This is a genomic window from Spirillospora sp. CA-108201, from assembly GCF_050936235.1.
Lineage (GTDB): Bacteria > Actinomycetota > Actinomycetes > Streptosporangiales > Streptosporangiaceae > Spirillospora.
Genome location: NZ_JBNJNE010000001.1, coordinates 8,810,169 through 8,825,367, shown reverse-complemented (window position 1 = coordinate 8,825,367; position 15,199 = coordinate 8,810,169). Strand labels below are relative to the sequence as shown.

Genomic DNA, 15,199 nt, shown 5'->3' with positions numbered 1-15,199 from the left:
ACGGCCACATCGCGCATAATGGCGATCACAGTCCGTGGCGGTGTGCCGCGGACGGGCCAGGCGGGGGCGCGATGGCGACGCTGAACGCGGCGACGGGCCGGTTCCGCCTCCCGGCGCGGCGGCGGGAGGAGGCGGGGGGCGGCCCGGACCCCGTGCGGGCCGCCCTCGCCCCCCTGCTCGCCGCCCATCGCGCCGCCCACCCGGGCGGCCCCCTCCCGGGCTCCGCCGAGGCCGGGCTGCTGCGCGGGTACGCTGTGGCCGAGCGCATGCACCGCGGGCAACTCCGCAAGTCCGGCGCCCCGTACATCACCCATCCGCTGGCCGTCGCGCTGATCCTCGCCGGCATGGGGCTGGACACCACGACCCTGGTGGCCGCGCTGCTGCACGACACCGTCGAGGACACCCCGTACACGCTCGGGGAGGTCCGCGCCGACTTCGGCGACGAGATCGCGGTGCTGGTGGACGGCGTCACCAAGCTGGACGGAAAGCGCTGGGGCGACCGCGCCGAGGCCGAGACGTTCCGCAAGATCGTGCTGGCGGCCGCGGCCGACCTGCGCGTCCTGGTGATCAAGCTGGCGGACCGGCTGCACAACCTGCGGACGCTGCGCCACCAGCCGGAGCACAAGCGCGCCCCCTACGCCCAGGCGTCCCACGAACTGCTGGTCCCGTTCGCGGAGCGGCTCGGCATCCACGTCCTCAAGCGGGAGATGGACGACCTCGCCTTCGCCGCCCGCGACCCGCGGGCGCACGAGGCGACCCGGCGCGCCGTCCGGGCGGCCCTGAGCGGGGCGGGCCCGACGTTCGGGCCGGCGACGGCGCTGCTGCGCCCCTCGCTCGCCGAGCACCGGGTCAGGGCGCGGGTGGAGGTCCGGCCCTCCCACCTGTACGCGGTGCACCAGTCGTTCGGCGGCGGCCTGGCCGGGCTGCGGCCCTGCGAGGCGGCGCGGCTCCTGCTGGTGGTGGACGGGGCCGAGAGCGACTGCTACATCGCGCTCGGGGCCGTGCACGCCGCGCTGCACCCGGTGGCCGGGCAGGTCCGCGACTTCATCGCGACACCGAAGGACAACCTCTACCGGTCGCTGCACACCCGCGTGATCAGCCCGGACGGCGACCCGTTCGAGGTGATCATTCGCAGCGAGGCGATGCACCCGGTCGCCGAGTACGGCATCGTCGCGCACATCAGGGACGCGGGCCCCGACACCGGCCCCACCGTCGCCGAGCGCCGCGACCTGGTGTGGCTGAGCCGGCTGCTGGCCTGGCAGTCCGACTCGCCGTCCGCCGAGTTCCTGGACCGGCTGCGCACCGACCTCGCCGCGGGCAACGTCGCCGCGTTCACCACCCGCGGCGACATCGTGCCGCTGCCCGCGGGCGCGACCGCGCTCGACTTCGCCTACGCGCTCGGCCCCGGCACCGGCGACCGCTGCATCGGCGCCGTCGTCAACGGCCGGCTCGCGCCCATGTCGGTCCAGATCCGCAGCGGCAACGTCGTGCAGATCCTCACCGACCCGTCCGGCTCCCCGTCGGAGGACTGGCTCGGCTTCGCCGTCTCGGTGCCCGCCCGCGTCCACATCCAGCAGCGGCTCGCGCTGCGCCGCGCCGAGGAGGACGCCGACGCCGGCCGGCGCCGCCTCGCCGGGGCGCTGGCGGCGCGCGGCGTCGACCTGCTCGCCGCCGAGGCGCGCGGCGAGTCCCTGGCCGCGGCCCGCGACCTCGGCTACGGCGACGCCGACGCCATGTACGCGGCGCTCGGCACCGGCGCCCTCGGCCTCGACGACCTTCTGGCCCGGTTCGTCCGGCCCTGACCCGCCGATTACGCTGGTCCCGTGGTGATCACATGAGACCGTTCGAGTACGGCGTCGACGGGCCGAAGGTGATCGTGGCCGGGGTGGACGGCTCCGAGACGTCGATGCGCGCCGGCGCCTACGCGTGGGGCCTCGCGCGCCGCGCCGGGGCCCGGCTCGTCGTCGTGCACGTCGCACCGGTCGCCTCGATGGGCACCCTCACCCCCGGCGGCGCCGCCGCGCTGCGCGAGACCGCCGAGGAGGTGACCGCGCAGATCCGCCGCGACCTGGAGGCCGCCGCCGGGCGCGAGCGGGTCCGCTACGACCTCGTCACCGAGCTCGGCGACGCCTACACCGTGCTCGCCCGCGTCGCCGACGAGTCCCGCGCGGACGCCGTGGTCGTCGGCGCGTCGGCGCAGGCCGGGCACCGGCTCATCGGGTCCGTCGCCGTCCGGCTGGTCAAGGCGGGGCGGTGGCCGGTGACCGTCGTGCCCTGACCCGCCCTGGTTCGGGCGGCGCTCGCGGGGAAGGCGTGGGAGGGACGGCGGCGGACGAGGCGGAGGCGGCGATGCCAGACCCCCTACTGACGGAGATCGGCTGGGCGGGGTCGGCGCTCCGGCTGGCCGGCACCCTCAAACCCGACGGACCCGTCTCGGAGATCGAGGTGCTGCTGCGCGAGCGCGACGGCGGCGGCCTGCTGCGCGTGCCCGCATCGGCCGCGGCGCGGGACGGGCGCGTCGCGTTCGAGGCGGAGGTCGACGTCGCGACCCTCGTCGGCGGGCATCCGGTGCCCGGCGGCCTCTGGGACGTGAGCCTGTCGGTCGGCGCGCCGATGGGGACCGCCGTCGTCCCGCTCGGCCGGGGCCGCGCGCCCGGCCTGGACGCCTCGCCCCTGCGGCGGTTCCTGCCCGGCTCCTGCACGGTGATCGCCTACTTCGGCGACGGCGGTCTCGCGATCGACGTCGGCGGCCGCCCGCACGTCGCCGGGTCCGTCGCCGCGGACACGCTGAGCTGGAACGAGGAGCGCGAGGAGGTCGTCGTCACCGGACACCTCGACCTGCGGCGGACCGGCATGCCGATCTCCGGGACGCTGCAGATGACCGAGCGCCGCTCGCGGCACGTCTACGGGGTCATCGCGATGCTGGAGGAGCGCCCGGACCGGCTCGGTTACCGGGCCGCGGTGCCCGCGACGCGGGCGTTCATCGACGACCCGCTGCCGCGCGGGACCTGGGACGTCTCGCTGTGCCTCGGCTTCTCCGGGATGCACCGCGAGCTGCGGCTGCTGGCGCCGGACGAGCCGGTGGACGTTCAGGTGTGGCGGCGGCTGCGGCACGTCCGGGTCGTCTCCTCGGCGGCGCCCGGCCCGCTGACGATCATGGTCGGCCGCGTCTGAACGGGCCGTCCCACGGGAACTGCCGCGACGTCGCCGCGACCACCGCGCACAGCAGCGCCACCACGGCCGACCCGCCGGCCAGGTTGATCGCGGACGTGGCGAGCGCCGCGTCGAGCCGGGCGTGCAGGGTGAGCGGCAGGATCGTCAGCAGCGCGACCGCGATGCCGCCGATCCAGGCGAACGCCCGGACCGGGCGCGCCGCCGACGACAGCAGCAGGTGCATGAGCGCGGTGGCCTGGATCGTCGCCGCCATGGCGCACAGGGCGTAGCTCGCCGCGGCGGGCGCCGCGGCGGTGTGCCCGCCCGCGAACACCGGCACCTCGACGCCGAACGCCGAGCGCATCCCTATCGTCACCGCGAACGCCAGGCCTCCGCCGGCCAGCGCGGCGGAGACCCCCGTCCACCACAGCGGGCGCAGCGGCGCGCCCGAACCCTCCCTGGATATCTCCTCGTGCAGCGCGACGAAGTCCTCGTACCGTCTGGGCGGTGCCTCCGTCGGCCGCCGCCGCGCCGCGGAAGGACAGCGGAACGAGCGTTCCCACGGCCGCGGCGCCGGGCGGCCGGCGTGCCTGCCCGGCAGGCCACCGGAGTTCCGCCCGAAGGATGAGTCGGGCATGTTCCCTCCCCCGGTGCGAACGTAGGAGTGCTACCCGGCACCACGGGGAGGAACTCGCCCAACGTCACCATTTTGCAGATGTTTGGCCGCGTTCCCCCGTAAGGCAGAACACGGCAGATCCCCGGGGAGCCGCACTCCCCGGGGATCTGTCGTGGTTTGCCAGGATTCGTCAGACCAGGCCGGCCTTCTCCAGCGCCGCGCAGCAGGTGCCCGTGATCAGACGGGTCACCACGTACGGGTCGATGTTGGCGTTCGGGCGGCGGTCCTCGATGTAGCCCTTCTTGTCCACCTCGACCTGCCACGGGATCCGCACCGAGGCGCCGCGGTTCGACACGCCGTAGCTGAACTCGCTCCACGGGGCGGTCTCGTGCATGCCGGTCAGCCGCCGCTCGATGTCGGCGCCGTACCCGGCCACGTGCTCCTGCGCCTTCTCGGCGAGCGCCTCGCACGCCGTGATGATCGCGTCGTAGCCCTCGCGCATGGCCTGGGTGGAGAAGTTGGTGTGCGCGCCGGCGCCGTTCCAGTCGCCCTCGACCGGCTTCGGGTCGAGGGTGGCGGACACGTCGTGCTCCTCGGCGATGCGGTAGAGCAGCCACCGGGCGATCCACAGGTGGTCGCCGACCTCGATCGTCCCCGCCGGGCCGATCTGGAACTCCCACTGGCCGGGCATGACCTCGGCGTTGATGCCGGAGATCTTCAGCCCCGCCGCCAGGCAGGCGTCCATGTGCTGCTCGACGATGTCGCGGCCGAACACCTCGTCCGAGCCCACGCCGCAGTAGTAGAAGCCCTGCGGGGCCGGGTAGCCGCGCTCCGGGAAGCCGAGCGGGCGGCCGTCCTTGAAGAAGGTGTACTCCTGCTCGATGCCGTACCAGGAGTCCTGCGCCGCGAACTGCTCGGCCACGGGCCGCAGCTTGGCGCGGGCGTTGGTCTCGTGCGGCGTGCCGTCCACGAGGTAGACCTCGCACAGCACCAGCTTGTGGTCGCCGCCCCGGATCGGGTCCGGACAGGAGAAGACCGGCTTCAGCACGCAGTCCGAGTTGTCGCCGGGCGCCTGGTTCGTGCTGGACCCGTCGAACCCCCAGTCCGGCAGCTCGGCCCCGTCGGCGAGGATCCTCGTCTTCGACCGCAGCCGCGCGGTCGGCTCGGTTCCGTCGATCCAGATGTACTCGGCCTTGTAGCTCAACGTCGGTCCCTTCGTTCGCTGCCGGGCCTTGCGGGTTCGGCTCCACAGAACGTGCCAACCGGGCATTTCGCATCTGTTGCCCGTTTGTGAACGCCGTGTAACACGCGAGGTGACCTGCTGAGACGTTGCTCACACCGGCCGGACTCACCACCAACTACCCCAGATCAATATTTAAAGGGCGAAAAAGCGATGTTCAGCCATTTATTAGAAGCATCGCACCCACTATCTGAAACTCTCGGATGTTTCTTTACTCATCCCACACCCGGCCGCGCCATCTCTTCTGTTCAAGATGAGCGAGGACGCGTCACGCCGGCGCGTCCTCACCATGGAGTACAGAACGGGGGAAAAGGATGAGGCGGACTCTCGCGGCCTCGCTCGGCACGGCCGTCGCGCTGACGGGGCTGGCATCCTTCGCGCCGGCCGGGCACGCGGCCGACGGCGGCAAGGGCAGGCGGATCCACGTCGTGTGGCCGGGTCACTCGATCCAGAAAGCCGTGGACCGCGCACGGCCCGGCGACGTCATCCGGCTCAAGGCCGGGGCCTACGACGGCGGCGTCCTCGTCCGCAAGCGCCTGACCATCCAGGGGGAGGGCGACAGGACCGTGCTCCGCCCGGGGCGCAAGGACCACTGCGCCAAGGCCGGGGCCGCGGGCAGCGGCATCTGCGTGATCGGCCGCCCCAGGCACCCGGTCAGGGGCGTGACGATCGAGAACCTGAGCGTCCGGGGCTTCAAGGAGAGCGGCGTGTACGGCAAGTACACCGACCGCCTCACCGTCGAACGCGTCCTCGCGAAGAAGAACGGCGAGTACGGCATCACCGAGTTCAACTCGACCCGCGGCCGCTTCGTCAAGAACCGCGCCATCGACAACTCCGCCGACGCGGGCTTCTACGTCGGTGACATCAAGGACGCGCGCGGCACCGTCGTCGCCTACAACCATGCCTCGGGCAACGCGATCGGCCTGCTGGTCCGGCACGCCCGCCACGTCAAGGCCTGGGAGAACGAGCTCGTCGGCAACTGCACCGGAGCCGCGCTCGTCAACGACGACCAGAAGGGCGGCCAGGGCGACACCAAGCTCTGGAAGAACAAGGTCTCGAAGAACAACCGCACCTGCCGGCAGCACGAGGACGTCCCGCCGCTCGGCGGCACCGGCATCCTCGTCTTCGGCGGCGACCACAACACGATCGAGAAGAACGCCGTGCTCCGGAACCGGGGCACGCTGCCCTACTCCGGCGGCATCGTCCTCTTCCCGAGCCCGAAGGGCGCGCCCGCCCGCCACAACCTTGTCAAGGACAACCTGGCCAAGGGCAACGCTCCGTTCGACCTGGTCGACAGGAGCGGCAGCAGGACGAACCGCTTCATCGACAACAAGTGCCGGACCTCGGACCCGCGCGGTCTCTGCTGACGGACGCACCGTGAGGACCCCGCTCCCGCGTCCGGGAGCGGGGCCTCCTCATTCCCCGCCGCGCAGGAACCGCTCCCCGAGCGGCGTCAGCGCGTGGTGCACCGTCTTGCCCCGGCGCTCGCTGGTGAGCAGGCCCGCGCCGCGCAGGGCGGTGGCGTGCTGGGAGGCGGACGCCGCGCTGACGCCGAGCCGGGCCGCCAGCGTCCCGGTCGTGAGCTCGCCGTCCGCGCCGACCAGCCGGATCACGGCGGCCCGGGTCCGGCCGAACACCTGCGGCAGGGTGTCGCCCGTCCCGCTCAGCGGCCGGGACGAGGGGACCACGACGGTCGCCGGGCCCTCGCCGGCGACCAGCACGCGCGGTCCGGTGACGAACACCGACGGCATCACCAGCAGCCCCCGCCCGCCGAGGCGGACGTCTCCGTCGCGCAACGTCTCGATCTCCAGGACCGGAGCCGACCAGCGGACGGCGGGATGCAGGCCCCCGAGCAGGCCGCCGATCCCGTCCCGGGCCATCGTCCGGGCGTGCCCGGACGCCTCGGCGCACAGGTGGTCGCCGAGGCCGGACCACGCGTCCGCCAGCGCGGCCCGGTGGAAGTCGCGGAGCCCGCGGACGAGCTTCCGCATGGTCTCCCCGTCGCCGCCGGCGAGGCGCGGCAGCCATGGAACCGGCGGGCGCGGACCGTAGGCGCGCTCCAGTTCGTCGCGGATCCGCCGGACGGGCGTCGAGGCGACGGCGTCGAGCTCCGGCTCGAACCCCGGCGCCGGCGTGAACGGCGTCAGGAAGTCGGGGACCCAGCGCTCGGGCGGCGCCAGGTCGAGCAGGAGCCGGGACGGGCCGGTGAGCGCGGCGCGCGTCCGCGACCGCCAGGCGCCGGGGATCGGCTCCGGCCCGACGCCGCGCAGGGCCTGCGCGGCGAGAACGGTCTGGGCGAGCGGCGAGAGGCCGGGGGTGATGCGGATCCGGGTGAGGTCCTCGTAGTCGAGCCAGAGCCGGAGCATGGGGTCGAAGGTACGACATTTAACCTATATCCGAAATCATTGCACCCAGCGTGACCTGTGCTGGAAGGTGCGGGGCATGAAACGACTCCGCCTGTTCTGCCGCACCGTTCCGCTGACGGTGCTCGCCGCGCTCACCGCGGTCGCCCTCCCCGTCCGCGCCGACGACGGCGCGAGCCTCCGCGAGGGCGACATCGACGGAGTCCCCTACCGCGTCGAGGTCCCCGCCCGCTGGAACGGGACACTCCTGCTGTGGAGCCACGGCGCGTACAGCCTGGAGTCCCCGGCGCCTGCGGAGATCTCGCTGACGAACCACCCGGCCACCAGGCGGTGGCTGCTCGACCACGGGTACGCGCTGGCCGCCTCGCAGTTCCGCGTGTCGCGCGGCTGGGGGGTGGTCGAGTCCGGGCTGAAGGACCAGACCGACCTGCTCGACTGGTTCACCGCCAACGTCGGGAGGCCCCGCCGCACCGTCTCGGCGGGCTCGTCCGCCGGCGGGCTGACCGCGGTGCTCCTGGCGGAACGCGATCCCGGCCGCTTCGCCGGCGTGGCCTCCCTCTGCGGGGTGCTCGGCGGCACGACCGGCCACTTCAACAGCGCCCTCGACACCAACTTCGCGATCAAGACACTTCTGGCGCCCGACCTGGAGCTGGTGCGCGTCAAGGACCCGCAGGCCAACACCTCGGGCGCCCGGCGCGCCCTCGGAACCGCCCTGGGCGACCCCGGCGGCCGCGCCCGCCTCGCCCTCGCCGCCGCCCTCGCCGACATCCCCGGCCGCTACACGTCACGGGCCCCCGCACCGGACACGGTCGCCGGCCGGGTGGAGCAGCAGGTCTACTACGCCGCCTACGACCGGGGCGCCTTCTGGGGAGCCAACCGCACCGACATCGAGAAGCTCGCGGGAGGGAACCCGTCCTGGAACACCGGCGTCGACTACCGGACGCTCTTCGCCCGCTCCAGCCAGAAGGCCCTGGTGAAGCTCGCCTACCGCGAAGCCGGCCTGAGCCTCCGCGACGATCTCAAGCGCCTGAACGCCGCACCGCGCGTCAAGGCGGACCCCGCCGCCGTCCGCTACCTCGACCGCTACGGAACCCCCACCGGCCGGACGACCCGGCCCGTCGTCACCCTCCACTCCACGGGCGACGGCAACGTCCCGCCGGAGAACCAGCGCCGGTACGCCGCCCAGGTGCGCGACCCGGCGAACCTGAGGCAGCTCTACGTCGACCGCGGCTACCACTGCTCCTTCACCGCCTCCGAAGAGATCGCGGCACTGCAGGCGCTCCTCACCCGCATGAACACCGCCCACTGGCCGGACACGCGACCGGCGACCCTCAACCGCTTCGCCGCCGCGCTCGCCCCGGACACCCAGACGGTGTTCGACACGGACCCCGCGCCCGGCCTTCAGCCCACGACCCCGTCCTTCACCCCCTACCGCCCAGGCCACTACCTGCGCCCGTAACGGGCTCCGTCCACAGAGGCCATGGTCCGCGGGGGCGAACCATGGCCTCTGCGATGAGTTCGGCGACCGAGCGGAGTCCACATGGGAAAGACCCTGCGAACCCTGGAGGAGCCCATGGCCGCCAAGGCGCTACCACCCGTCGTCGACACCGGGACCTGGCAACGCCACCTCGACGAGCTCCGCGCACGCGAGAAGGCCGCGACCCGCGAACTCGACGCGATCGCCGCCCAGCGCCGCCGCCTGCCGATGGTCGAGATGCCCGCCTACACCCTCGAAGGCGAGGAGGGCCCGGTCAGCCTGGCCGAGGTCTTCGACGGCCGGTCCCAGCTGATCGTCTACAGCCACATGTGGTCCCCCGGCGAGGAGTGGCAGTGCCCGGGCTGCACGGGCTTCACGTCCCAGTACACCCGGCTGGGGTTCCTGGACGCCCACGACGCCCGGTTCGTCATCGTCACCCAGGGCCCGATCGGCGAAGCCCTGGCCTACCGGCACCGCGTCGGCAACGAGATGACCTGGTACTCCACCGCGGACAGCCCCTTCGGCGCCGACGTCGGCGCCCCTCCCGGCGGCGGCTTCGCGGTCAACGTCTTCCTGCGCGACGGCGACACCGTCTACCGCACCTGGCACACCACGGGCCGAGGCACCGAGAACCTCAGCCACACCTTCCCGCTGATCGACCTGCTCCCCTACGGCCGCCAGGAAGAATGGCAGGACGTCCCCGAAGGCTGGCCGCAGTCCCCCACGTACTCCCGCTGGCAGAGCGCCGAGGACATCGCCGCCCAGTACGGCCCCAACACCTGACCCGCACCGTCGCGGCCGGCGGGCCACGCCCGCGTTTCCCCGCCGGCCGGCGGGGAGGGTCCCGGCGTGTGAGACTGGCCGGCGCGGACGGCGAGGAGAAGCCGGAGGGCTATGGGTTACTGGATGTGGCTGGCCAGGTACGACGGCGCCGAGGTCGCGGCGTTGCTCGACCACCCGCACGGCCTGCACGCGGGCCTCCGACGGCTGCGGGACGTCTGGGACGACCTGCCCGTCGATCTCGGATACGACCCGTCCGGCTCCCTGTGCAAGCTTGAGGAGATCGACACGCACAGAGCCTGGGACGCCCTGCACGTCCTGCTGACCGGCCACCCCAACGAGGACTACGGGCGGGTCTCCGGAGACCCGCCCGCCTGCGACGCGGTGATGGGCGGGCTCGTCATGAACGAGACCGGCGAAGGCTCCCTCCTGCACGTCCCGCGCCTCCTGCGCCCCGACCAGGTACGCGCCGCGGACGCTTTCCTGCGCGGCCTGGACCGCGACGCCCTCATCCGCGAGCGTCACGCATATCTGAAGGAGACCCAGCCCTACTCATTCGAAGGCTGGGGGCGGCTGCTGAGCGGCGAAGCGTGGGACATGATCGAACACGGCGTCCTCGCGAACACCTTCACCACCGTCCGCGACTTCTACACTCGCGCCGCCACCGCCGGCAACGCCGTCATCAAGGAGATCGTCTAGTCCGGTTCCCCGGGGCGGTGCCCCGTCGAGGCAGGCATGCCGTCCCACCGCGCGACGACGTCGTTCTTCCAGGCAGGCCTATGAAGCCTTGTAGCTCCGCCTGCTCCCGCCCCGGCGGAACTCCTTGACCGAAACGCCGGGCCGGACGACCTGATAGCTCCCCTTGCAGTTCATATCGAAATACACCCGAAGCTTCTTACTGCCCTGCGTACCCGCGACCGGCGTCGACTCTGGAAAACGCGGTAATACCTTGCCCCAAAAGGTTCTGGTCCCGTGGCTTCAGCCACGGGACCAGTAAATGTCGGGACCGGCCTGGTGAGCCGTCCCCGGTCGCACACCCGCAGGGCGCGAGCAGCCCCGCGGGCGAGCTAGCGCCGCCGCAGGCGGACGGCGCCGTGGACGACGCCACTGACGAGGTAGCCACCGGCGCCACCGCCCACGAAGCCGCCGAAGAGGCCGCCGACGACTCCGCCGAGGAAGCCGCCGACGCCGCCCATGGCGCAGGTCAGGAGGCCGCCGACGACCACGGCGATGGCGCCGCTGATCACCCAGCCGACGATGTAGGCGGATTCTCTGGCGACGCCGTCGATGACGTCGTGCAACTCGTGGTCGACGGTCGTGTCGGCGACGAAGCCGCCGACGAAGGCGGCGACGACACCGGCGACGACACCGGCCGAACCGCCGCCGAGGACACCACCGAGCACGCCGCCGAGGGCAGCGCCGGCGATGACGCCGAGGACGGTACCGGTAACGATCAAGCGACGCTTCATGGGACGGATCTCCTTTGCGTAGGCGCTCGCGCTGTTCACGAGCGTCTGGGAAGTACCGTCCTGCGGCCCGTCCGCCTAACAACTCGGACACTCACCTGGCGTGCCCTGCATGCCGGGCGCGACGGCCCTACGCTCGGGTCGGAAGCATCACCTTCACCAACGGTTCGGGAGGCGTACCGGGTGACCGGAAGAGTGGATCCCCGCCTGGGCGTGATCAATCGACTCGTCGCGGAACTGAGCGCGTTGCTGCAGGAGCCCGTTGAGCTTGCAGGGCCTTTGGACAACTGTTTCCTGGACGACGAGAGTTTGGTGTTCTGCGTGAATATTCGCAGCTCACCCCCGCAAGGCAACGGCTTCCAATTGTGCTGGGAAGGAGTACTGGGGAGCGACCTCCTCCAGGACGGGAGCCCTCACGCCAGCGTCGCGCTCTTCCTGTACAGCAGGAACCGGCGACTCGGGATGATGGAGGACAGGAAGGGCAGCAGCCTGGACATCGACTACGAGGGTTCGCTGGAGCACGGCGGCAGGTGGGGGACTCCCCGGTGGCTCGCGGACGGGTTCGGCGAATTCCTCCAGTACGACTCGTACGGCGGCGCCGAGTAGGTCGAGCGTGCGCGAAGCGGGGAGGCGCTGCCTAGACTCGGGATCGTGCTCAGACTCGGCTTCCCCGTGATCGGTGTGACCGACCTTCCCCGCGCCGTGTCCTTCTGGACCTCCGCGCTGAACCTGGTGCCCACATCCGGGTGGGAGAGCCCGGGTTGGCGAACACTGGAACATGCGGACGGTTCGGGCCAGGCGCTCGCGCTGATGCGCAGCAGCTCGCCTGCCGAACCGCATCCGCGTCTCCACCTCGACCTGTTGACGGACACCACAGAGGAGCAGACCGCCGAGGTCGAGCGTCTCGTCGAGTTGGGAGCCGTCAGGGTCGACTGGGACCTGTACCCGCCGAACCCGGACTTCGTCGTCCTCGCCGACCCGGACGGCAACATCTTCTGCGTCGTGGATCTGAGCCGGGCCCCGTCCGGCCCGTCCTGACGACCAACCGGGCCGCGCCCTTCGGCGAGAGGTCGGGACCGGGCGCCAAAAGTCTGCCGGTCACAGTCCGGCCGTTTCCAAACGATGTCGAACAAGAAGGTTGGCCCCCGCGCCACGCGGGGGCCAACGACTGATTCGTCGACTGACCGGCTCGGTGCCGGGTAGATCAACCGATCCGCCGCGTCCCCCGCGAGGGACACAGCAGTGGGAGTTACTGGCTGTTGATGAGGCGCTGGGCCTCACCCTGCAGCCCTATGGACACCTCTGGGTCCTCACCGGCGCCGTCACCGGCGCTGGCCAGGTCGGCATCTTCGATGTAGTCCTCAGAACCGTCGAAGACCACAGAAGAATCGCGGACGTGACCGGGGATGCTGTTTCCATCACGCATTTCAGCTTCACCTCTCTCATCTCCAGACCCGCAAAGCTGCGGGTGGCTCCGGCCTGGCCGGAACTACTCAAGACCGTCCGACGTTGATCTTGGTGCGCAAGGCCGGTCCCGCGCGGCCCTGCCTGCCGAACGGCAGTCCCTCACCTCGCCCCGCCGCCGGCTCCCCCGGTCGGCAGACCTGCCCCCCGTCGCACCCAAGCCCCTCAGATCCAGTGACGGCCATCGAGTACCGTTGATCAGCACCCGCGAATACCCTACAACCTGCTTCGTCGGCGTTTCTCCGGTCATTACTGTTCCGGCGAATCGGACGCCACCCCGATACCGGGTTCATCGCTCCATCCCACTAGAGCCCTAGGACCCCAAAATTTCCCCAACGCATTGAGGCCTTACAGCCCTGACCTCCCGCGATGCTCCTTCGATAACTTCTCCACCACTTACCGAAGGGGAGATGAACCATGGCTATCACCGTCCGCAGAAAGGCCGCCTTCGCCGCCGCCGGCCTCGCGATGACGACCGGCCTGGGACTGGTGACCTACGGCGCGATGCCCGACGGGGAGTTCAAGTTGAGCGCCGGAAGCACCAAGACCGAACAGGGGGCCAAGAGCCTGACCACCGCGCAGATCGCGGCCGGCGCCACCAACGTCGGCGGAGACTCGGCGAACACCCCCGTCTACCTCATCAAGGGATACCGGCAGAAGGTCACCGACACCGGATGCGCCAGCAAGTGGAGCAGCGCGGTGCGCGCGATGCGCGGCTGGGGCTGGACGGGCAAGTTCCACAGGGTCGGCTACTACTCGACCGACAATCCGAAGAACTGTGTGCGAATCGCCAAGGGGTCGACTGACACTTCCATCAAGTATCTCGGCAAGAAACTCGCCCAGGACATCTACAAGAACTACTCGTCCAAGGGTCAGCCCGTCGACATCGTCGCCCACTCCATGGGCGGCCTGGTCGCCCGCGCGGCGATCGCCGGCTACGCGCGCCACGAGCCGGGCTGGCCGCCCGAGCTGCTGATCCAGGACGTGGTCACGCTCGGCACACCGCACCAGGGCGCCATCGTGCCGACGCTCTGCTCGTCCGACAAGCAGTGCCGGGAGATGAGCGGGACGGACTCGTTCCTGAACTGGCTCGGCCCGAAGTTGCCCCAGGCCGACGGCGGCACCGACTGGACGCTGGTCGCCACCGACAGGGACGAGGCGGTCAACTCCTCCAGCGCCGCGGCCGCACTCATCGGAGCCCAGCACCGGGTGCGCTACGCCCCCATCGCCGGCCTCCGGCACAGCGACCTGCGCACCAGGGTCTCCGGCCACTACCGGCTGAACTACAGCCTCAACGACGCCGGTTGGAAGCACATCCGGAACGGCGCACCGCCCATCCGCGTGGCCATGGACGCCATCTACTGGTCCGACAAGTGGTGACCTGAAGCGCACCGCCCGCGCGGCCAAGTGCAGTAAGCAGGTGACCAAGCCGGGCATGCCCGACCTGCACTCCCACGACCTCCGCCAGACCGGCAAGACGTTCACGGCCGAATCCGACGCATCCCTCCACGACCTCATGGAGCAGATGGGCCGTGACGGCGTCCTGACCGCGCTGATCTACCAGCACAGATCAACGGGCGGTAACCGGACGATCGCCGGGCGATGGAAGACAAGATCAACAACATCGACCCGAACGACGACGAGAGGGCGGCCGGATCGCTCGCGATCGTGGGCCAACGGCACGAGACCCCGTTTCCGATCTTGGAAACGGGGTCTTCTGACTGGTGGGCGCGGCAGGTTTCGAACCTGCGGCCACTCGCTTGTAAGGCGAGTGCTCTACCCCTGAGCTACGCGCCCGCGTTGCCGGGAAAGCGTACCTGGTTCCTGGGGGCGATCGCGAAGCGGCGGGTTCGGGTTCGGAGGTGGATCCAGGTCCCGTCCGGGCCGGGCGGCCCGGACGGGGGCGCTCAGGTCATGGACTCGCGGAAGAGGTGGGTGTCGGTGAACTGCTCGAAGCCGGCGATCTTGCCGTCCTCCACGCGCCATACGTGGACGAACCTGACGCGCATGCCCTTGCCGGTCGCGCGGTGGGTGCCCGAGTAGTGGCCGATGGCCACCACCGTTCCGTCGCCGCCGTCGACCAGTTCGTCGGGGTCGGCGCGGAAGCCCTTCCAGTCCGCGCCGAGGCGCCCGAACACGCCGGCCTTGATGGCGTCCGTCCCCACATAGGTGCCCGCATAGGGGAATCCGGCCATCTCGGTCCACGCGATGCTGTCGGCGAAATTCTCGACCATGCCTGCCAGGTCGCCGCGTTCAGAGGCCGCGTAGTGGGCCTCGACGATGTCGTACGCCTCGCTCATGTGCTGTCCTCCCGGTGTCAAGGAGCAAGTCCAGCGTCCCATGCTCTGCCCGGACATTGCTTGTCGCGGCACGGTCAGGGCGCCGGGGTGAGACGGGTGGGCGAGGCCGTGGCGGGTCGCGACGCCAGCGTGATCACCCTCGGCGGCGAGGCGGCCCGCCTCCAGGGCGTAGCCGATGCCCTCCCCGCTGGACGGGTTGACCGTGCCGCCGGAGCCGCCCGCCAGGAGGACGCCCGGCAGGTAGTGGGGCGGCGGCCGGCGCCGATGAGGCGGATGCCTCTGTTCGGGAACCAACCCGGGCCGGTGAGGTCGACGCCGAGGGCGTCCAGGCCCCGAGCGG

16 protein-coding genes and 1 tRNA gene are annotated in these 15,199 nt (G+C 71.3%); 10 read left to right on the top strand and 7 right to left on the bottom strand.

Annotated features, from left to right (window positions below):
- Positions 1–71 precede the first annotated feature (71 nt).
- The 3 genes from ACQEU6_RS42220 to ACQEU6_RS42210 all read left to right on the top strand — a co-directional run bounded on the left by ACQEU6_RS42220 (position 72) and on the right by ACQEU6_RS42210 (position 3,174).
- Positions 72–1,802: a RelA/SpoT family protein gene (locus ACQEU6_RS42220; protein WP_499339397.1), complete on the top strand. Its 1,731-nt coding sequence runs from the start codon at positions 72–74 to the stop codon at positions 1,800–1,802.
- Positions 1,803–1,834: 32 nt separating this feature from the next.
- The gene (locus ACQEU6_RS42215) at positions 1,835–2,278 is read left to right on the top strand and encodes a universal stress protein (RefSeq protein WP_499339396.1); all 444 of its coding nucleotides are present in this window, start codon (positions 1,835–1,837) and stop codon (positions 2,276–2,278) included.
- Between the two features lie 71 nt (positions 2,279–2,349).
- Positions 2,350–3,174 (top strand): hypothetical protein, encoded by an 825-nt coding sequence (locus ACQEU6_RS42210; protein WP_499339395.1) that lies wholly within the window; start codon positions 2,350–2,352, stop codon positions 3,172–3,174.
- Here the strand turns inward: ACQEU6_RS42210 and ACQEU6_RS42205 are convergent.
- Complete coding sequence (locus ACQEU6_RS42205; RefSeq protein ID WP_499339393.1) at positions 3,155–3,790, bottom strand: hypothetical protein; 636 nt, start codon at positions 3,788–3,790, stop codon at positions 3,155–3,157. The two genes, ACQEU6_RS42210 and ACQEU6_RS42205, sit on opposite strands and share 20 nt — an antisense overlap.
- A gap of 169 nt (positions 3,791–3,959) precedes the next feature.
- Positions 3,960–4,973, bottom strand: a complete 1,014-nt coding sequence (gene glnII, locus ACQEU6_RS42200) for a glutamine synthetase GlnII (RefSeq protein ID WP_499339392.1) — start codon at positions 4,971–4,973, stop codon at positions 3,960–3,962.
- Between the two features lie 350 nt (positions 4,974–5,323).
- Between glnII and ACQEU6_RS42195 the strand changes: the two genes are divergently transcribed.
- The gene (locus tag ACQEU6_RS42195; protein WP_499339391.1) at positions 5,324–6,376 is read left to right on the top strand and encodes a right-handed parallel beta-helix repeat-containing protein; all 1,053 of its coding nucleotides are present in this window, start codon (positions 5,324–5,326) and stop codon (positions 6,374–6,376) included.
- A gap of 48 nt (positions 6,377–6,424) precedes the next feature.
- On the opposite strand, the gene ACQEU6_RS42190 is transcribed toward ACQEU6_RS42195, so the two are convergent.
- Complete coding sequence (locus tag ACQEU6_RS42190; protein ID WP_499339389.1) at positions 6,425–7,375, bottom strand: ArsR/SmtB family transcription factor; 951 nt, start codon at positions 7,373–7,375, stop codon at positions 6,425–6,427.
- Positions 7,376–7,451: 76 nt separating this feature from the next.
- Between ACQEU6_RS42190 and ACQEU6_RS42185 the strand changes: the two genes are divergently transcribed.
- The 3 genes from ACQEU6_RS42185 to ACQEU6_RS42175 all read left to right on the top strand — a co-directional run bounded on the left by ACQEU6_RS42185 (position 7,452) and on the right by ACQEU6_RS42175 (position 10,328).
- Positions 7,452–8,831 (top strand): alpha/beta hydrolase family protein, encoded by a 1,380-nt coding sequence (locus ACQEU6_RS42185; protein WP_499339388.1) that lies wholly within the window; start codon positions 7,452–7,454, stop codon positions 8,829–8,831.
- Positions 8,832–8,912: 81 nt separating this feature from the next.
- Complete coding sequence (locus tag ACQEU6_RS42180) at positions 8,913–9,632, top strand: DUF899 domain-containing protein (protein WP_499339387.1); 720 nt, start codon at positions 8,913–8,915, stop codon at positions 9,630–9,632.
- Between the two features lie 111 nt (positions 9,633–9,743).
- Complete coding sequence (locus ACQEU6_RS42175) at positions 9,744–10,328, top strand: DUF1877 family protein (RefSeq protein ID WP_499339386.1); 585 nt, start codon at positions 9,744–9,746, stop codon at positions 10,326–10,328.
- Positions 10,329–10,696: 368 nt separating this feature from the next.
- On the opposite strand, the gene ACQEU6_RS42170 is transcribed toward ACQEU6_RS42175, so the two are convergent.
- Entirely contained in the window at positions 10,697–11,098 is a 402-nt protein-coding gene (locus ACQEU6_RS42170) for a hypothetical protein (protein WP_499339385.1), read from the bottom strand.
- A gap of 180 nt (positions 11,099–11,278) precedes the next feature.
- Here ACQEU6_RS42170 and ACQEU6_RS42165 point away from each other — a divergent pair, with 180 nt between their 5' ends.
- Positions 11,279–11,701 (top strand): hypothetical protein, encoded by a 423-nt coding sequence (locus ACQEU6_RS42165; protein WP_499339383.1) that lies wholly within the window; start codon positions 11,279–11,281, stop codon positions 11,699–11,701.
- 45 nt (positions 11,702–11,746) lie between these two features.
- On the top strand, positions 11,747–12,133 hold the full coding sequence (locus tag ACQEU6_RS42160; protein ID WP_499339382.1) for a VOC family protein: 387 nt from the start codon (positions 11,747–11,749) through the stop codon (positions 12,131–12,133).
- A 211-nt stretch (positions 12,134–12,344) separates the two neighbouring features.
- Here ACQEU6_RS42160 and ACQEU6_RS42155 read toward each other — a convergent pair whose 3' ends face one another.
- On the bottom strand, positions 12,345–12,521 hold the full coding sequence (locus ACQEU6_RS42155) for a hypothetical protein (RefSeq protein WP_499339380.1): 177 nt from the start codon (positions 12,519–12,521) through the stop codon (positions 12,345–12,347).
- A 455-nt stretch (positions 12,522–12,976) separates the two neighbouring features.
- Between ACQEU6_RS42155 and ACQEU6_RS42150 the strand changes: the two genes are divergently transcribed.
- Entirely contained in the window at positions 12,977–13,939 is a 963-nt protein-coding gene (locus tag ACQEU6_RS42150) for a lipase family alpha/beta hydrolase (protein WP_499339378.1), read from the top strand.
- Positions 13,940–14,281: 342 nt separating this feature from the next.
- Here ACQEU6_RS42150 and ACQEU6_RS42145 read toward each other — a convergent pair.
- Together ACQEU6_RS42145 and ACQEU6_RS42140 are read right to left on the bottom strand one after the other, a co-directional pair.
- Positions 14,282–14,356, bottom strand: a tRNA-Val gene (locus ACQEU6_RS42145).
- 110 nt (positions 14,357–14,466) lie between these two features.
- Complete coding sequence (locus ACQEU6_RS42140; RefSeq protein WP_499339377.1) at positions 14,467–15,153, bottom strand: nuclear transport factor 2 family protein; 687 nt, start codon at positions 15,151–15,153, stop codon at positions 14,467–14,469.
- Between the last annotated feature and the right edge of the window lie 46 nt (positions 15,154–15,199).